Source organism: Pseudobacteroides cellulosolvens ATCC 35603 = DSM 2933 (genome assembly GCF_001262605.1).
In the GTDB taxonomy this organism is placed as follows: domain Bacteria; phylum Bacillota; class Clostridia; order Acetivibrionales; family DSM-2933; genus Pseudobacteroides; species Pseudobacteroides cellulosolvens.
Window position 1 is genome coordinate 846595 of the sequence record NZ_LGTC01000001.1, and the last position, 14828, is coordinate 861422.

The following is a 14828-nucleotide window of genomic DNA, read 5'->3' on the forward strand; positions in this document are numbered from 1 at the left end:
CTATTGTCTTATTCCGCTTATTTTTCAAATAGTATATCTTCTATTGATATCTTTCCCGAACACACTTCCCGAAATGAGTGGGCAATTAATTTACAGTCATCATATCCTAAGTTACCTGAACTTGCAGCAAGTATTGGGTATTCGCCATTTATGGGGTTATGCCTCATATCAAATAAATAGTGATTACCATTCTCATCCATTGCAAATGATACGGCATACTCCATGTACTTGGGAATATGGTAGGCTATATTAAATTCTCGAATCTCAAAAATATTAAAAAACTGGAAGTACCTATCACCATTTTCAAACTCTCCACCGTTAGAGTATTGAAGGAAACTAATATAACTATCTGGAAAATTTATCTTGGGGAATCTCCAACTGCAAGCGTTGCTTTGATGGCTTCCGACAATCTCTTCAAGTTCTTTATCTGTTATATCATCATTCCAAGTGTTCAAAAATGCCTGGAATTCATGCTGAGTTGCAACAGGATTTTTTCTGTATTCTTTTTCAAATGCCTTACCCCAAATCATTTTCCTCCAAAGTCTTTACTTAAAATATCTTAATAGTAGAAATCAGCCAGTTTTTTATAGTCTACTTCAAGGGTTTCTCCGATTTCAAACCAAGCAAATGTTTTAATATAGAGGCTTTTACCTATTAATGCAGAAACTTCGTTTAGAAGGTTGCCAATGGTCTTGCTTTTATCCTTTATCCAACGCTGCTCCAGTAGACAGACATCCCTGATAAAGAACTTATTTAACCAGCCATTAACTGCTTTTTCGATTATATCAGCAGATTTACTCGTACATAATAAAACTGCTTTGTTTCTATGGAAATCTTTTATGTCAGTTAAAACGTCCAGAGGAATGTCATTTTTACTTAAATATAACGGTCTTACTGCTGCAATATGGAAAGATAATTCACTTATAAATGCTTTTATCCTATCTATATTGGATGTTGACAATAAATGTGTATTGCAGTCAGTACATTTAATTTCTATAAGTACACCTATTTTTCTGTTATTATGAACTCTTGCATCAATTATTCCTTGAAAACTCATATGTCACCTATTGCTTTACGAAAATATACTGTTAATAAATATATTATCATGTAAGGGTATGGTAATTCAAATACTATGATAATTGATATACTTATAATTAATAAGGATGTAAAGAGACATCTTAAAATAAGTAAAGACATATATATTTATCTTATTGTCTATTATCTAATGTACCAGTATATGTAAAATATATAAGACTACAAGAATCCTAAAAATATTATTTTCAGTTTAGTTGGCAATTTACAGATGCGTGTTATGCTTAAAATGTAGAGATAAGAAAACAATTGCAGTGTGCATATCTACTATATTCACGACATTAAATCTACTTGAAAAACAATCCGATGTAAATTTGACTTTTGAGGTAATACCCCCTATAATGTCATAAATTTTAAAGTACTGAACTGTGTTTGACACAATAAAATTATTAATAATACAAGAAAGGAAGATGTATGATGGTTAAAAAAGAAGATAATCAAAAAGAGATTAAAGTAAACCAATTCATTATGGAAAACTTAATAAGGGTGTGTGAGGCATGTAAATCAGCCGCACTAACTGATGAGGAAGAAGCAGAGATAATAAGAAGGAAAGAAGAAATGTATAAGCAAAGGGGAATAAAGTTTCCTGTAAACAAGAAATAAAGAAAGGATGATGAAAATGTCTCCATTTAAATTTGAATACGAATTAGCAGTTAAACATGCAAGAAACAAGTTGGATAGAGAATATGCTCAAATGTTTGACAATTTAATTATTCAATTATCTATTGAAGCCCTGATAAAGACAGATATAACTCAACAATATTATTTCTTTGAGGACGATGGATTTTATATAGACCATGGGGCAGAAATAACTGTTGAAGAAGCGATGGAAGAAGCAAAAGTTCATTAAATTGAACATGACAAAAATGAAGAAGATGAGGATGAAATTAAATATGAAATTTTTCAAAAGATTTGCAAAAAATTTAATAATGAGTATCTGAGTAATTTGGGTGAATTGCTTGAAAATATTACAGAAGAACAACTTGAAGAGTACGATTATTAAAATATTATCGATAGTTTTAAGCCTGCCTTTGCTGTCTAAAGATTTTACACTTCTGATTCAATACTTTCACAAATAAAAATCTGGTAAAAATAAGGGAATTAAATAATTTATATTGCGACTAAAAAAGACTTGAATGCTCTTTTTATCTTTCTTTATACTTTTCACTGAAACTTAGTACTGGAAAATAAACTAAGGAGGCATTCAATATGGAAAAATCGAACATGGAAGTTTATACCATGTTTAAAACTGAATATGTGACTATTGTAATACCCCGCAGTATAAAGTGTTTAGTAATAAGTGAACTAAAGAAGTATATTATGGTGTTGCAGACGGAATTTAAAATGACTGGGGAAATGTGTGTGTTGGAGGACATTGAAGATTCAAAGACTTTGTTTCTGCGTTTAGCCCTTACTACTATAAAAGAAAACGAAAAGGTTGAAGTTACGATTAGCGAGTTTTTACTACTTATGAGCATGTTATACTGTAGCCTTTCAGCATTAGAGCGGTTTGGGAAAGTAAGTAACACTAAAATGGATGAGTATCGGAAACTGTATGAGAGTTTAGATGTAATTAGGAAAATGCTTGGGGAGAGCAGGATAGATGAGTATATTAAGTTTCAGCGACACTACAAGCAGGCAAATACAAATAGGATGCAATAAGTTGAAAGGGTATTAAGTTAAGGTGTTAATAATATCGAATAGGTGCAAATACATCAAAATGAAGGTCTACAAAGTCCTTAGTAAATGTTAAGGAATGGTGATAGTTGTGAAGGATTATAAGGTTATTATTTCGGATGATGATAAAAAAGCGATTGAAGGTCTTGGGATAAAACTTGAGACAATAATAGTAGCAACACAAAGGGCAATTTGGAGGATAAAAAGTGTCCGGGCTGATAGAGTAGATTTTATGGAGCGGTTTGAGGAAGATGGTAAGCCTTTCATTCTTCATGGGAACATTAGATATTACAGGAAAAAGGGTTATATATTAGAATTCCAAGGAATAGGTGAAATAAAGGCATTTTATAATCGAAAGACGGGTGAGGTACAATACTTTGGGGAGCAAGAGATAAGTGATGTAAGTGATAAGGAATAAGTTAAAAGTTTAATATATGTTTTAAAGGGCTATGAAAGTAGTCCTTTTTCTTTTATTAAATTTAATAGCAGAAAGAATTAAAATATAAGAATTTGGACCTGATTTTTCTTTTGCGGCCCGATAAAATGATTCTAAAAGTATAACATACATATGGTAGGTTCCCAAAAATGGATTGACACATTTTTGTCTATAAAATAAACGTATGTATGAGGAGTGCTAAATTGTGAACATTTTAGTCTGTAAGGAGTGAAGTAAATGGGTCAAAGGAATTATGCTTATTTGAGGGTTAGTTGAGAGCCAGAGTTTAGCCAGACAGCAGGATACTTTTAAAGGTATGGGGCCCTTAGATGAGAGAGATATTTATATCGACAAAGCATAGTGGAAAGGACTTTAGTAGACCTGAGTACCAAGCATTAAAGCGTTCTATTCAGCGAGGAGATATCCACTTTTTATTTTGGTCAACATGGCATAGACGGATTTGAAAAATTGAAAAACCGTAATGAAAAGGCTTTGTACAAAATGCAAAGCCTTTATTATTAGTCATATTTAATTATCTTGTATATAAAATCTTTAGATAGATTTTGGAAACAAAACTGATATTTTAAGAGAATAGCAGGGGCTTATTGATAATGACATTAACATGGTAGTTTTGGATATGCCTATATTGGATACAAGGAAGTATAAGCAGTTAGATGGTATTGGAGAGTGAGTTACAAGTCTTGTTCTACAAATACTGTCTTGGTTGGCTAAAAAAGAATTTCAGGAGCAGGTTTAATAGGGTAAGAATACGAGGAATAAATAGCAAGTGTTATTTCTAAATTAACTTAGTAATTAGTAATTAGTAATTAGTAAATAACTAAATTTTACTGTATAATTAAAGAAGAGATATCAAGGTGTAGACTTTAAATAATTGGGATTGTTTTTGTGAAAGGGCTATTTGCAACTATCAGGAGTATTTTAAACAGGAAAAAACATGAATATGAGAACTGGGCTATGGATTATATTGGTGCGTATTCAATAATTATTCCAAAAACAGACTTAAATTACTGGATTAATAAGGGGTGGATAGAATCTCCTATGTTTAGGAACTATCATTATGCTCCTGGTCCTGAAGAAACGGTTATACTAAACAAACCTAAAACAATTACCTTAATATCAAAAAGGATGAAGTCGTAACGATAAGAATAGAGTAGGTGGGATGAAATGTATATTTATAAGTATCATTTAGGTGGATATTATATTGTTAAACCTACACAGAGGGCAGAATACATGAATAGTAGAGTAATACCTGAAACTATTCTATCAGTAAGTAACTGCATATGCGACGTTTACCCTGATATATCTTCTGTTTGGAGCACTTCTGAAAAAGAAAAAGATAAATACAGGCAGAACTTAAACACTTCAAACACTACGTTTAATAATTTAATAGAATGGATAAATGATAAGAATATCTCTGGGGATTTTGGTTTTCCCCATGTTTTTAATAATTTAGAATCGGCCAGGGAGTTCTATTTGAATTTTCTTTATAACGTTCAGGACTTACTCCTTGTGGGAATAGGTTTGCCAGAAGAATATAATAATGAATTTATAGAGGACACAGGAATATCAAAAGAGACATATTACAGTGTCGAGAAAAACGTATTCAATAAGTGCCTAATGGAAAGTAATGGTTCAGTTTTAGGTTTTGAAATCTTAGGTTATGAGATGGGAACATTTCATTCATACATATGCAATAGCCTTGAGGATGATTATGATAGGGAATTTGGTTTCAGGTTGAACAGCAGCGGGTTTATATCAACGATTGATGAAGCAAAAAAGTTGGCTGAATATACAAATCAGGACACTGTAGGTGCTGAACCAGTACTTTGGCTTCCATGGGTTATTGTTAAGTATAATTTTAAAACAGTTTAAATGTTCGAAATTGTTATCAGTCTTAGATTCGGCATGATTAAGTAAGGTAGGAGTTAAGAGTTATGAGTGAAACTATTGAAGAAAGGTTATATTCTTTTAGAGTTGATGGAAAAACTGGGTTTATAAATAGAGCAGGAAAAATTATTATTGAGCCTAAATATGAAGGTGCTTGTGAGTTTTGTGATAATGAGGATTACACTTTTTTTATTTCAAGTGAAAAGTTGGGCTGTATCGACAGAAAGGGAAATGTAATTATCCAGGCTCTGTATGATGAAATAAAACTATTTTCGGAGGAGGGACTTGCTGCATTTTTAATTGATGGCAAGTGGGGCTTTATAAGTAAAGATGGGAATGTAATAATTAATCCTATATATAACAAAGTAGATAGTTTTGTTAATGGATTAGCAGGTGTTGAATTTGAAAAAGGTAAATGGGGATATATTGACTGCTCTGGGACTACTGTTATAGAGCCTGTCTTTGAACAGGTGTCTGAATTCTGGGACAAACTTGCAAGGGTCAAATTAGGCGGGAAATTTGGGTTTATTGATAGGTCTGGGAAGTTTATTTTTGAGCCTATATTTGATTCTGCCAATTGTTTTACAGGTGAGGATGACCTTTCAGTAGTTGAAATAGACGGTAAGTATGGTTATATCAACATAAATGGCAATTGGGTTTGGAAACCATCAAAGTAACAAGTTGGCTAATTAAAATTTTAATTGAGGGAGAAAAAATTATTACTTAATAAAAAACAAGAAGCATTTTTAAAAGCATTAAAGCAAATAAAGGATTTTAATATTGAGGCATTTTCATCATATCTACATCCGAAATCTAAATGTGAATCAACTTTGTTAAAAAATGAATATAAAAATCTTCAAGGTAAGTTTATTACAGATGAGGATGTTGAAGTTTCAAAAAAGTACAGAATGAGTTAATCAAGAACGTATTATATGATATTATGGTGTTAATTGATGGATATGGAAGAATAGATTTTAAGGTAGATTTAATTGATATGGAAAGTAAAGAATCTTTAAAAAAGAATATTCAATTACATGATGAATTTGCTGATTTTTTGAGTGAAGTTGAAGAATAGTTGGCAATACACAAACAAGGGTTGTATAGGCGATGTTTTGATTTAATCAATATATATCTTTACTTTGCATGTGAGGTGTATGATGGATATACAGTTAAACAAGGAGTTTGCACAGAAATTGAGTATTATGTTGCAATCACATTTGATATGGCATAAACACTATTATTTATGGTGTGATAAAATAATTGAAAAGTTTGAAAAGCCTCCATATTGGATAATTGAACTATCTGTTACAAGATTTATTGGTGATGCAATAGACATTGTAGGCAGTTATGCAAATTCTGAACCATTTGAAAAATATAATAGTACGAATTTAAGTGACCTTTATATTGCTTGCCTATTTTTACGATATGAAAGAAGAGAAATTTCTTGGGCCACATTTCTAAAGGAAGCAGGTGAACATTCTGATGGTTCTGGTCAGTGTTCACAAGAGTGTGAGTATTTCTACCAGATGCTAAATGAATATGAAAATGTAGAATTTGACGAGAAAACTGAAAAAAAACAGAAAGTTGAAGTGAATAATCAATTTGAGATGGTCATTAGTGAGGTTCAAGAGTTATATAATTACTTTAAAGTATGATGTGCTTAATACAAAACATGAGATTCGAAAACAGCAAAATAGCAAAATAGACAGAATCACATGAGGGATTTCAAATAAAGAGAATTTATGGGATATATTTATGAATAGCGGAATTTATCTTAATCAGCACGATTATTGCCATCGGAGTAACAAAAATTGTACATATTCGAAATGTAGAAAATAGTCTTCCGGCACCGAACCGATACTGATACATGGGGATTAGATGGCTTCGGCATAAGAAGGAGATAATAAATATGCTTTCACTAAAGAATGAAGCAGAGATATACCGTATAGGGTTAATTGTTGGTTATTTTTTAAAGGATGATGTTATAAGTTGGGCTGACAAGATTATTGAAACACAGGAAAAAATTGATTATGAAATTATAGAAGTATCCTTACTCTCAAGTTCCAGTAAAACTAATATTGTTTCAAAATTAAGTGATATTGATGGGATAGTAGACGAACAACTTGTTATTAATGTTTTACTTGGTTTATGCTCAGTAGGTTATATTAGTAATAAGTTTTCTGATGATGAAATATGTACTATGCTATATCGATTAGTTTCAAATAAAACTGATATATCAATAAATTATGAGATAGAAAAAAAGATACATTATCTTTCAGATGGTTATTATTTAACGTGAGTTCGATATAACAAGTGCCATAATTAACCATATCTATAGATTATAATTAAGTAAGGCTTTAGTATCTTGAATTTTAGAGCCTTTTTTATTATGAAAAGCAGCCTTAAAGTGTGGCAACAAGAACGCTTTTACTAAACTTTAAGCTTGGTTTATTCGGTAAGAAGCTATAAGAAGCAATACCAGCTACGACATTAGTTAAAAAGTTTGTAAAGCTTCTATGCCTAGTATGGTCAATCTGGCAAGTATTTTTCAGAAAATCATTTATTGTCTCAATAAGAGCTCTCTTTCTGAGAAGAAGCTTTTCTTCTATATCAATTATCAATTAGCTTATTTTTCATGTTCTTTTTTAACTTGGTTATTAGTTTTATCCCTCGGTTATACAACTTTTTAAATAAAGGCTGTGATAAATAACCCTTATCTCCAAAAAGTTTTCCAAACAGGTTTTTTGTAAGTATATCTATTACCTTTGAGTCTCTATCATCTATATCACCCGGTGTTAAAAAGAATGATAAAATTTCTCCTATTTCATTTACTACAATGTGCAGCTTAAACCCATAGAACCAACCTGTAGAAGATTTACCTCTCTGAGCAATCTCTTTAAAAACTTTGTGAGAGTGAATTCTTCTGTTATCACAAACATCTAATGTCGTAGAGTCAATAAAGGAAATTCCTGTTGTCTTGCCTAGTCTATATTTTTGTGTGTATAATATTAATGGAATTAGTGCTTGTTGCATTAACTCTACAAACCTTGTATAACTTACAAGGCTCGGAAAGTATCCATTTAATCTTTTACAGACAAATTCTTTATAATAATGCTTAAAGTTTCTATAACTCGAATGATGAAAATATATTGTTATTGTCATTACTTCACTTAATGTCATCATTCTTGAAATGTTAATGTTTTCGGTAAAATAAAAGTACACAAATCGGCGGCGTAAAAGTGCACAGGTTACAAGAAGAAAAAAGTGCCATTGCTAGCACACTTTAAATAAACTACCCTTTAGTTTGACAAGAACTTAAGGGGGTATGAAAGGATGCTGAAAATGGCACAAATAGAGTATATCAAACATTTGTATGAAGTTGAAGGAAAATCAATTTCATATATAGCCAAAACTTTACAATTAAATCGCAGAACAGTAACAAAATATGCCGAAAAGTATAATTGGACTCCTTTAGAGAAACCACTTGAGGAAAGGCGATATCCAGTGCTAGGTATGTTTAGCTCGATGACATTTATAAGATACACATTTATAGAAAAATTAAAGATTTCATTAACATATAAGGCATTATTAGTAGGGATATCAACACTTATAATAGGGTATTTTATTTATTTCTTATTGAATGTAATCTTACCTAAACAATTTAATATTGAGGAATCAGAAGGCGAAAGTTTTAATTAATTTGTTACATATGATATGAAGAATAACAATCCTCACAGTAGAAAACTTTGAAGGATTTGGGGCTCGGACATCCGTGTTCTCGTCTGGCTTCGCGGGGCAGGGAACTCCACATATCAACACATGCCCGTAAAAGTGCGGAAAGAAGTTCATGAAGAATTGCTACGAGGGTCATTCCATGTAGAAAATCCGCACTACACCACTTCACCGACGCAAGCGTGCCAAAGAAGAAGGGCTTCGTGGGTCCGGTTCAGTGGCGTCGGGCATGTACACGATATATGAAATTCTTTTTCCCTTTTATCTTAGGTATGAGAGGGGCTATCGAGAGTAAGTTTTTGTGGTATAATATTAGTAGATCTATTTTAGGGAAGGTGGTTTATATGAAGTGGAGTGAAGTGAGAAGTATATACCCCAATCAATTTGTAAAGTTTGAAGTGTTGAAATGTCATATAAAAGAGGATAAAGAATTTGTTGATGAGATGGCTGTTATAGGTCCTGTTGCAGATGATGAAGCAACAAAGGAACTTTTGCATGCAAAGGACAAGATACTAGTTTATCATACATCCAGAGATAATGTTGTTTTAAAGATCCGGTCAAGAATTGGGTTGAGGAGAGTATACAAAGAATGAATATTGAGTATAGGGATGGCTTACTTTTTACTGACATTGAGATTTCATTTAAGGGCAAATCCAAGATAATAAATAACGTTGTGGTTGATACAGGAGCAGCACAAACTTTGATTTCTCAGGATGCTGTAGATGATATTTGTATAAAAGTTAGCGGCGATGATGAGGTAGTCACGTCTTATGGAATAGGTGGAAAAGAGCATGCTTTTGTAAAGACCATTGATAGAGTAAAACTGGGTGAGTTTGTCTTAGATAATTGTTCATTAGATTTTACAAGTTTTCAGTATGATGATATAAATGGTCTGATAGGATTGGATTTATTAATAGAAGCTGGATTTATAATTGATTTAAAGAAACTAAAAATGTACCTGCAAGAATGACTTGCGGGATTTTTTATAAAAAAGGAAGGGAAAAAGAACTTCATATATCAACGCATACAAGGGTAGTAATGAATTACGGGTCGCTCAGCAAACCTTTTCGGGGACATAGGAGCTATGTTACCCCTCAAAGGCTTCTTGTATGCAGACGTTATCTGGAATCCATTAATGTTGGATGCTGGATTAAAGTGTTTAATTTGTTGAAATGAGTGGGTTAAAAGTTGTTTTAATATATACTTAAGTAGTGGTATTGAACTAAATTATATTAAAGGGGATGTATAAATGGTACGTCTAAGATTCAAACAAAAATTGATAATAACAGCTTTGTGTTTAATAATTTTCTTTAGTCTTAATAGCTGTACAAACATATCGAATAATAAAACTACAGATAATTACCAAAAGAAGTATGAACAATTACTTCAAGAACAACCTCCTCAAATTGAGGAAATTAGGTTTGAAACACTAGATGGTCAAATACTTAATAAAAATGCTAATTGGATTGAGCTTAAAGATAAAGTCAAAATATTGGTTACTTTAAGTGGTAATTCTACTGAGGTTGAGTTTTATATTACACCAACAGGAACAGAAACTTACAAATTACAACAATTAATAAATCTTGTTGAAGTAAAGAATGGCATAGCTGAATACATCTGGGATGTTCCGCAAAGTACTATGGGGCATTTTTGGATTGTTGCCTACAATAAGAATGTAGGACGAAAGTCAGATTTAATTAATGTTATTCGTCAAAATTAGTTTCAGGCTTAAGTATTCTTTAAATTTAAGAAGGGTTTTATAAATGTACTAACCTTAAAGTAGTACCGATGGACTCCAGATAACAAGTCCATTTGAGTAAAGGGCATGCTTAAGGGTCATCCTGCCCGCATCGCCTCATCGGGTGCAAGCACCGCCAAGGGGTATTCCTTACGGGTACGATTCGGCGACAGCCGCAAATGGCGAACGTTGGACTAAGCCGCAGGGCGGCAGCTGGTGCCAATCAGATTTTTAAAAATTTCATCAAGAATATAGCCAATTTAATAGTGAAAAATAAAACCTTCTTTTGTGATAAAATTTCCAAAAACACACAAGGAGGCATTTTTATGTCAGTACTAAGAGAGCAAATGATACGGGATATGAACCTAAAAGGTTTATCTCAAAAAACTATTCAATCCTATGTGAGGTATATTGTAGATTATGCACGATATTACAAAACAACGCCCGAAAAACTAGGTCCAAATGAAATTAAGGAATATCTATCTTATCTAATTAGCCAAAGAAAACTAAGCAATGAGTATGTTCGAGGATGTTATTGTGCCATGAGATTTCTATATGAAACAACACTGGCAAGGAATTGGGAAAGCTTTAAAATTCCACAACTCAAAAGAAAACGCAAAACATCTGAAATACCAACAGATCAAGAGATTCAAAAAATATTTGACAATGCACCTCAAGAAAAATATAGAACAATGTTCACATTAATGTTTGCGACCGGTATGAGGATTGGTGAGGCTATAAGACTTCAAATAAAGGATATCCAGCCTGAACGTAGTCTTATTCAAATTTGGAATGGAAAAGGTCAAAAAGATAGAGTTACATTGCTATCTCCATCTCTTTTGAAAGAACTTGAAGAACACCTGGAAAAGAACAAACCAATCAAATGGGTTTTTGCTGGTGGTAAACCTGGAACTCACATTACTGCAAGGTCTGTACAAAGGGCATTTAAAAACTCACTGGTAAAGGCTTCAATAACAAAGCAATTTACAGTTCACACCCTTAGGCATAAGTTTGCAACAAGTGTAGTCTAAATGGGAAACGACATCTATAGACTGCAACAGTTAATGGGACATAGTTACGTAAGAACAACATCGAGATATATCCACATCAGTAATCTCCATGCTCTGACTGTAGAAAGCCCTCTTGAAAAATTGGTGAAAGATAAAAACAAGGGCAATGATAACACCTAAGAACAAAAATAATACTGTGGAGAATGTTAGAAATGCTACAAAAGATATATCGGATATATTTAGAAAACATTTTTACAAAATAAAAAGCAAGTATAGATACCCATATCATGTTTTGAGAGCAGTAGAAAGTATTTGCCAGTGCCGGACGAATTCGCTGGGAACGCAAATATATAAATGTGATAGTTGTGGTGAAGAACATGAAATAGCAATGTCTTGCGGAAACAGACATTGCCCAAAGTGCCAGCATGAAAAAAGAAAAGATTGGCTAGATAAGCAAATAGATAGAATGCTGCCTATTGACTATTTTCATGTTGTTTTTACACTTCCGGATTCTCTTAATGATTTAATTTTACATAATCAAAAAATATTGTATGGAGTGCTATTAAAATGCGTTAAAGAAACACTTATTGAGCTTGGCAGAGACAGGATGAGGGCTGACATTGGTGCGATTGCAATACTACATACCTGGGGGCAAAATCTATCATATCATCCCCATGTTCATTGTGTAGTAACAGGCGGAGGAATTAATGTTGATTCTAAAAAATGGATTAGTAGCAAAAAAGGATATTTGTTGCCAGTTGAGGTGATGTCAACGCTATTTAAGGGCAAATTTCTATCTTATACCAAAGAACTACAACAAAAATCGACAAAAAGGCAAGGAAAAGATATCCCATGAAGAATTAAAGGACTTGTTAAAACCCTTGTATAAAAAGGATTGGGTGGTATATAGCAAAAAGCCTTTTGCCAATTCGGAAGAAGTTTTTAAATATATAGGGAATTACACACACAGGGTTGCAATAAGCAATAACAGAATAGAAAATATTGATGAAGATGAGGTAACTTTCAGATACCGAGATTACAAGGATAAAAGTACTATAAAAAGTATGACATTACCTGTTACCGAATTTATGAGAAGATTTTTACTGCATATATTACCTCCGAATTTTGTGAAAATAAGGTATTTTGGTATACTTGCAAACTCGTCAGTTAAGATGCGAGAACTATGTATGGGAGTTTTTGAGGATTGGAATTTTCAAAAGAATAAAGCATCGGAACCATGCATTAAAGAATCGAAAAAGTGTGTGAAATGCAATATGGGGAATATGATGCTTATATCTTTAATGTATAGAAGCCGTGATAGGCCTTATACAAGAGTTTCATAAAAAATGAAAGATTTCAGTACCTCTATTTTGTTATGCAGTAAAATATTTTATGATTACAAATTAGTGAAAATCCTGTGAAAAACAATAAAATTGAAGGATATATCAAGTATGATTAACTGGTGTAATATTGAAAATTATTGATAAAATGATACAATTGTAGATGTTAGGGGAAATTATTTGAATAGATGAAAATACATCTTTAACTAATACAAAAAACAGCAAAAAGTCAAAATCCAAATTTGTAATGCGTGGTTGCAGCTTAGTCCAACGAAAGCCATTGCGACATTGGGCAATTAGATTATAGAGCATGTTTTGGAGTTCAGCATTGCCCAATATCGTAATGGCTCCAAGGCATTCTACGACATGGGAGGAGGGCGACGCATCCATGCGTCGGTTTTGAAAGCAAGGCTTTGGAGATTTGTATAATTCATGTTAAGCTTTATAGTATGCATCATTACTATATTGCAAAATGAAGATTATTTTAATTATACACTGTAGAGCAGGTTTAAGAATGGAATGGGGGGAAAAGTTTGAAAAAAGTTATTTTTGGTTCGGCATTGATGATATGTGGAATGATTGGAATTATAACAGAATACTTAAGAGAGGCTATTTTCTTTGCGTCACCAAATAACATTTCTTATGGAGGTGGGAATTATCTTTTTAATCCTGGTGGTTTAATAGTTTTTGCAATAGGATTAGCATTGTGCTTATTTTCAATTTTTAATAAAAATGATGCTAAATAAATTTATCTTATCTTAATTCTTTGCATGAACTCGAGATTATAAGCATATTAGTTTACATCATTTGGTATTAGACGAACTAAGTGCAAAACTATACTTTTTACTTTTTTAAAGGCCGCATAATCCTTGATGCTCTTGCTGCGCGGGCCCTCCCACGACGTAGAACAATCCATCTAGTGCAAGGGGCACGGAGGGAAAAGCATGAAGAATTGCTACGCGGGATTATCATGAAGCGTGCGTGCCCACAGTGTTTCTCGGATGCAGTCGCATGCTGACGCGGGTCATCCCAAAGAAGCCCGAGAAACACCGTCTCAGATGGTGACGATTCTCTGAAATGCGGCGGAAATTGTGTCCATCCGTGGGCGCAGGTGTTAGGGAAAGGCTTTGAAGGATTATATATTTAAAATTAAGGAAGTGTATTTTATGTCAATGATAGGTAATTATTTATTGGTTGATGAAGGATTAATTCATGGAATTATTTCGGGAAAGATTGGTATATCAGAGATTCTTTATAATACTGAACATAGTGATGATGAGTATCTTGATATAGATAAATCTTGGCATGCTATACATTACATACTTTGTGGACAATGTTGGGATGGTGAACTTCCATATTTTAATGCTGTTCTAGGTGGAACTATTATAAATGATGAAGATATAGGTTATGGTCCGGCAAGATATTTAACACCTTCTGAAATAAAAGAAGTGCACGAAGCAATAAAAAATATTACAGAGGATGAATTCAAAAATAAATTTGACTGTAAAGAACTTGTCGCGAATGATATTTATCCTCAGTTTAGTAGTAATGATGATGTTGATTATGTTTGGAGTTATTTTACTATGGTTCAAAATATATTTGAAAAAGCTTCACAAAATGGAAAGTACATGCTACTGTATATAAATTAAAATTAAGTGCAGCATCCGTGCTGCTCTGGCTTCGCGGGCCCGCCGCACATCAGAGAACAATAGATGGCTGTAAAGGTGTGGTGTAGTAAAATCATGTAGAAAATTCTCTGGAGAACGAGCATGAAGTATTCCGCACCACATTCCATCGTCGGGCAGACAAGCTGCCACTTACGGGTCTTTCTGATGGGTCCGACTCTGGAACGTCAGCCATCTGAGACGATATACGCCATGCTTCTGAATAATAAG

At 32.9% G+C, this 14828-nt stretch carries 19 protein-coding genes and 2 pseudogenes; 18 read left to right on the forward strand and 3 right to left on the reverse strand.

Annotated features, from left to right (window positions below; genetic code table 11):
• Positions 1-17 precede the first annotated feature (17 nt).
• Both Bccel_RS03555 and Bccel_RS03560 read right to left on the reverse strand, forming a co-directional pair.
• Positions 18-530 (reverse strand): SMI1/KNR4 family protein, encoded by a 513-nt coding sequence (locus Bccel_RS03555; protein WP_050753059.1) that lies wholly within the window; start codon positions 528-530, stop codon positions 18-20.
• Between the two features lie 29 nt (positions 531-559).
• Positions 560-1057 (reverse strand): hypothetical protein, encoded by a 498-nt coding sequence (locus Bccel_RS03560; RefSeq protein ID WP_036943125.1) that lies wholly within the window; start codon positions 1055-1057, stop codon positions 560-562.
• Between the two features lie 449 nt (positions 1058-1506).
• On the opposite strand from Bccel_RS03560, the gene Bccel_RS03565 reads away from it, so the two are divergent.
• The 10 genes from Bccel_RS03565 (at position 1507) to Bccel_RS03610 (ending at position 7412) form a co-directional block, all read left to right on the forward strand.
• Positions 1507-1695, forward strand: a complete 189-nt coding sequence (locus Bccel_RS03565; protein ID WP_152965909.1) for a hypothetical protein — start codon at positions 1507-1509, stop codon at positions 1693-1695.
• Positions 1696-1711: 16 nt separating this feature from the next.
• Positions 1712-1942: a hypothetical protein gene (locus Bccel_RS03570; protein ID WP_036943131.1), complete on the forward strand. Its 231-nt coding sequence runs from the start codon at positions 1712-1714 to the stop codon at positions 1940-1942.
• A gap of 359 nt (positions 1943-2301) precedes the next feature.
• Positions 2302-2754, forward strand: coding sequence for a hypothetical protein (locus Bccel_RS03575; protein ID WP_036943134.1), 453 nt, complete (start codon positions 2302-2304; stop codon positions 2752-2754).
• 106 nt (positions 2755-2860) lie between these two features.
• On the forward strand, positions 2861-3187 hold the full coding sequence (locus Bccel_RS30695) for a hypothetical protein (RefSeq protein ID WP_162838926.1): 327 nt from the start codon (positions 2861-2863) through the stop codon (positions 3185-3187).
• A gap of 924 nt (positions 3188-4111) precedes the next feature.
• Positions 4112-4363 carry a hypothetical protein gene (locus tag Bccel_RS03585; RefSeq protein ID WP_036943140.1) on the forward strand — a complete coding sequence of 84 codons (252 nt, stop codon included), beginning with the start codon at positions 4112-4114 and terminating at the stop codon, positions 4361-4363.
• A gap of 27 nt (positions 4364-4390) precedes the next feature.
• Positions 4391-5098, forward strand: coding sequence for a hypothetical protein (locus Bccel_RS03590; RefSeq protein WP_036943143.1), 708 nt, complete (start codon positions 4391-4393; stop codon positions 5096-5098).
• A 62-nt stretch (positions 5099-5160) separates the two neighbouring features.
• Entirely contained in the window at positions 5161-5790 is a 630-nt protein-coding gene (locus Bccel_RS03595) for a WG repeat-containing protein (RefSeq protein WP_050753060.1), read from the forward strand.
• A 24-nt stretch (positions 5791-5814) separates the two neighbouring features.
• Positions 5815-6030 (forward strand): hypothetical protein, encoded by a 216-nt coding sequence (locus Bccel_RS03600; RefSeq protein WP_036943146.1) that lies wholly within the window; start codon positions 5815-5817, stop codon positions 6028-6030.
• A gap of 240 nt (positions 6031-6270) precedes the next feature.
• On the forward strand, positions 6271-6768 hold the full coding sequence (locus Bccel_RS03605; RefSeq protein WP_050753061.1) for a hypothetical protein: 498 nt from the start codon (positions 6271-6273) through the stop codon (positions 6766-6768).
• Between the two features lie 254 nt (positions 6769-7022).
• Positions 7023-7412, forward strand: a complete 390-nt coding sequence (locus Bccel_RS03610; protein ID WP_050753062.1) for a hypothetical protein — start codon at positions 7023-7025, stop codon at positions 7410-7412.
• A 103-nt stretch (positions 7413-7515) separates the two neighbouring features.
• On the opposite strand, the pseudogene Bccel_RS32460 reads toward Bccel_RS03610, so the two are convergent.
• A pseudogene (locus Bccel_RS32460) lies at positions 7516-8386 on the reverse strand (IS982 family transposase); the annotation flags it as partial.
• A gap of 60 nt (positions 8387-8446) precedes the next feature.
• Here Bccel_RS32460 and Bccel_RS03620 point away from each other — a divergent pair.
• The 8 genes and pseudogenes from Bccel_RS03620 to Bccel_RS03660 all read left to right on the forward strand — a co-directional run bounded on the left by Bccel_RS03620 (position 8447) and on the right by Bccel_RS03660 (position 14582).
• Positions 8447-8812 carry a terminase gpP N-terminus-related DNA-binding protein gene (locus Bccel_RS03620; protein WP_036945985.1) on the forward strand — a complete coding sequence of 122 codons (366 nt, stop codon included), beginning with the start codon at positions 8447-8449 and terminating at the stop codon, positions 8810-8812.
• 377 nt (positions 8813-9189) lie between these two features.
• On the forward strand, positions 9190-9438 hold the full coding sequence (locus Bccel_RS03625) for a hypothetical protein (RefSeq protein WP_036945987.1): 249 nt from the start codon (positions 9190-9192) through the stop codon (positions 9436-9438).
• The gene (locus tag Bccel_RS03630) at positions 9435-9815 is read left to right on the forward strand and encodes a retropepsin-like aspartic protease (RefSeq protein WP_036945990.1); all 381 of its coding nucleotides are present in this window, start codon (positions 9435-9437) and stop codon (positions 9813-9815) included. Before Bccel_RS03625 ends, Bccel_RS03630 begins: the two co-directional genes overlap by 4 nt.
• Before the next feature lie 279 nt (positions 9816-10094).
• A complete protein-coding gene (locus Bccel_RS03635) occupies positions 10095-10565 on the forward strand; it encodes a hypothetical protein (RefSeq protein ID WP_036945992.1) in 471 nt (156 codons plus the stop codon).
• Positions 10566-10909: 344 nt separating this feature from the next.
• Complete coding sequence (locus Bccel_RS03640; RefSeq protein ID WP_160317683.1) at positions 10910-11614, forward strand: tyrosine-type recombinase/integrase; 705 nt, start codon at positions 10910-10912, stop codon at positions 11612-11614.
• A 145-nt stretch (positions 11615-11759) separates the two neighbouring features.
• Positions 11760-12807, forward strand: a pseudogene (locus Bccel_RS31220) (IS91 family transposase); the annotation flags it as partial.
• A gap of 659 nt (positions 12808-13466) precedes the next feature.
• Positions 13467-13679: a hypothetical protein gene (locus tag Bccel_RS03655; RefSeq protein ID WP_036941149.1), complete on the forward strand. Its 213-nt coding sequence runs from the start codon at positions 13467-13469 to the stop codon at positions 13677-13679.
• A 420-nt stretch (positions 13680-14099) separates the two neighbouring features.
• Positions 14100-14582, forward strand: a complete 483-nt coding sequence (locus tag Bccel_RS03660) for a YfbM family protein (RefSeq protein ID WP_036941147.1) — start codon at positions 14100-14102, stop codon at positions 14580-14582.
• The last annotated feature ends 246 nt before the right edge of the window (positions 14583-14828 follow it).

What these genes read in the sequence shown, in the direction of transcription:
- Bccel_RS03570 (WP_036943131.1), top strand. Translation starts at nt 1,712, where the DNA reads ATGTCTCCATTTAAATTTGAATACGAATTAGCAGTTAAACATGCAAGA.
- Bccel_RS03605 (WP_050753061.1), top strand. Translation starts at nt 6,271, where the DNA reads ATGGATATACAGTTAAACAAGGAGTTTGCACAGAAATTGAGTATTATG.
- Bccel_RS03565 (WP_152965909.1), top strand. Translation starts at nt 1,507, where the DNA reads ATGATGGTTAAAAAAGAAGATAATCAAAAAGAGATTAAAGTAAACCAA.
- Bccel_RS03590 (WP_036943143.1), top strand. Translation starts at nt 4,391, where the DNA reads ATGTATATTTATAAGTATCATTTAGGTGGATATTATATTGTTAAACCT.
- Bccel_RS03635 (WP_036945992.1), top strand. Translation starts at nt 10,095, where the DNA reads ATGGTACGTCTAAGATTCAAACAAAAATTGATAATAACAGCTTTGTGT.
- Bccel_RS03640 (WP_160317683.1), top strand. Translation starts at nt 10,910, where the DNA reads ATGTCAGTACTAAGAGAGCAAATGATACGGGATATGAACCTAAAAGGT.
- Bccel_RS03630 (WP_036945990.1), top strand. Translation starts at nt 9,435, where the DNA reads ATGAATATTGAGTATAGGGATGGCTTACTTTTTACTGACATTGAGATT.
- Bccel_RS03620 (WP_036945985.1), top strand. Translation starts at nt 8,447, where the DNA reads ATGCTGAAAATGGCACAAATAGAGTATATCAAACATTTGTATGAAGTT.
- Bccel_RS03610 (WP_050753062.1), top strand. Translation starts at nt 7,023, where the DNA reads ATGCTTTCACTAAAGAATGAAGCAGAGATATACCGTATAGGGTTAATT.
- Bccel_RS03555 (WP_050753059.1), bottom strand. Translation starts at nt 530, where the DNA reads ATGATTTGGGGTAAGGCATTTGAAAAAGAATACAGAAAAAATCCTGTT.
- Bccel_RS03595 (WP_050753060.1), top strand. Translation starts at nt 5,161, where the DNA reads ATGAGTGAAACTATTGAAGAAAGGTTATATTCTTTTAGAGTTGATGGA.
- Bccel_RS03660 (WP_036941147.1), top strand. Translation starts at nt 14,100, where the DNA reads ATGTCAATGATAGGTAATTATTTATTGGTTGATGAAGGATTAATTCAT.
- Bccel_RS03575 (WP_036943134.1), top strand. Translation starts at nt 2,302, where the DNA reads ATGGAAAAATCGAACATGGAAGTTTATACCATGTTTAAAACTGAATAT.
- Bccel_RS03625 (WP_036945987.1), top strand. Translation starts at nt 9,190, where the DNA reads ATGAAGTGGAGTGAAGTGAGAAGTATATACCCCAATCAATTTGTAAAG.
- Bccel_RS03560 (WP_036943125.1), bottom strand. Translation starts at nt 1,057, where the DNA reads ATGAGTTTTCAAGGAATAATTGATGCAAGAGTTCATAATAACAGAAAA.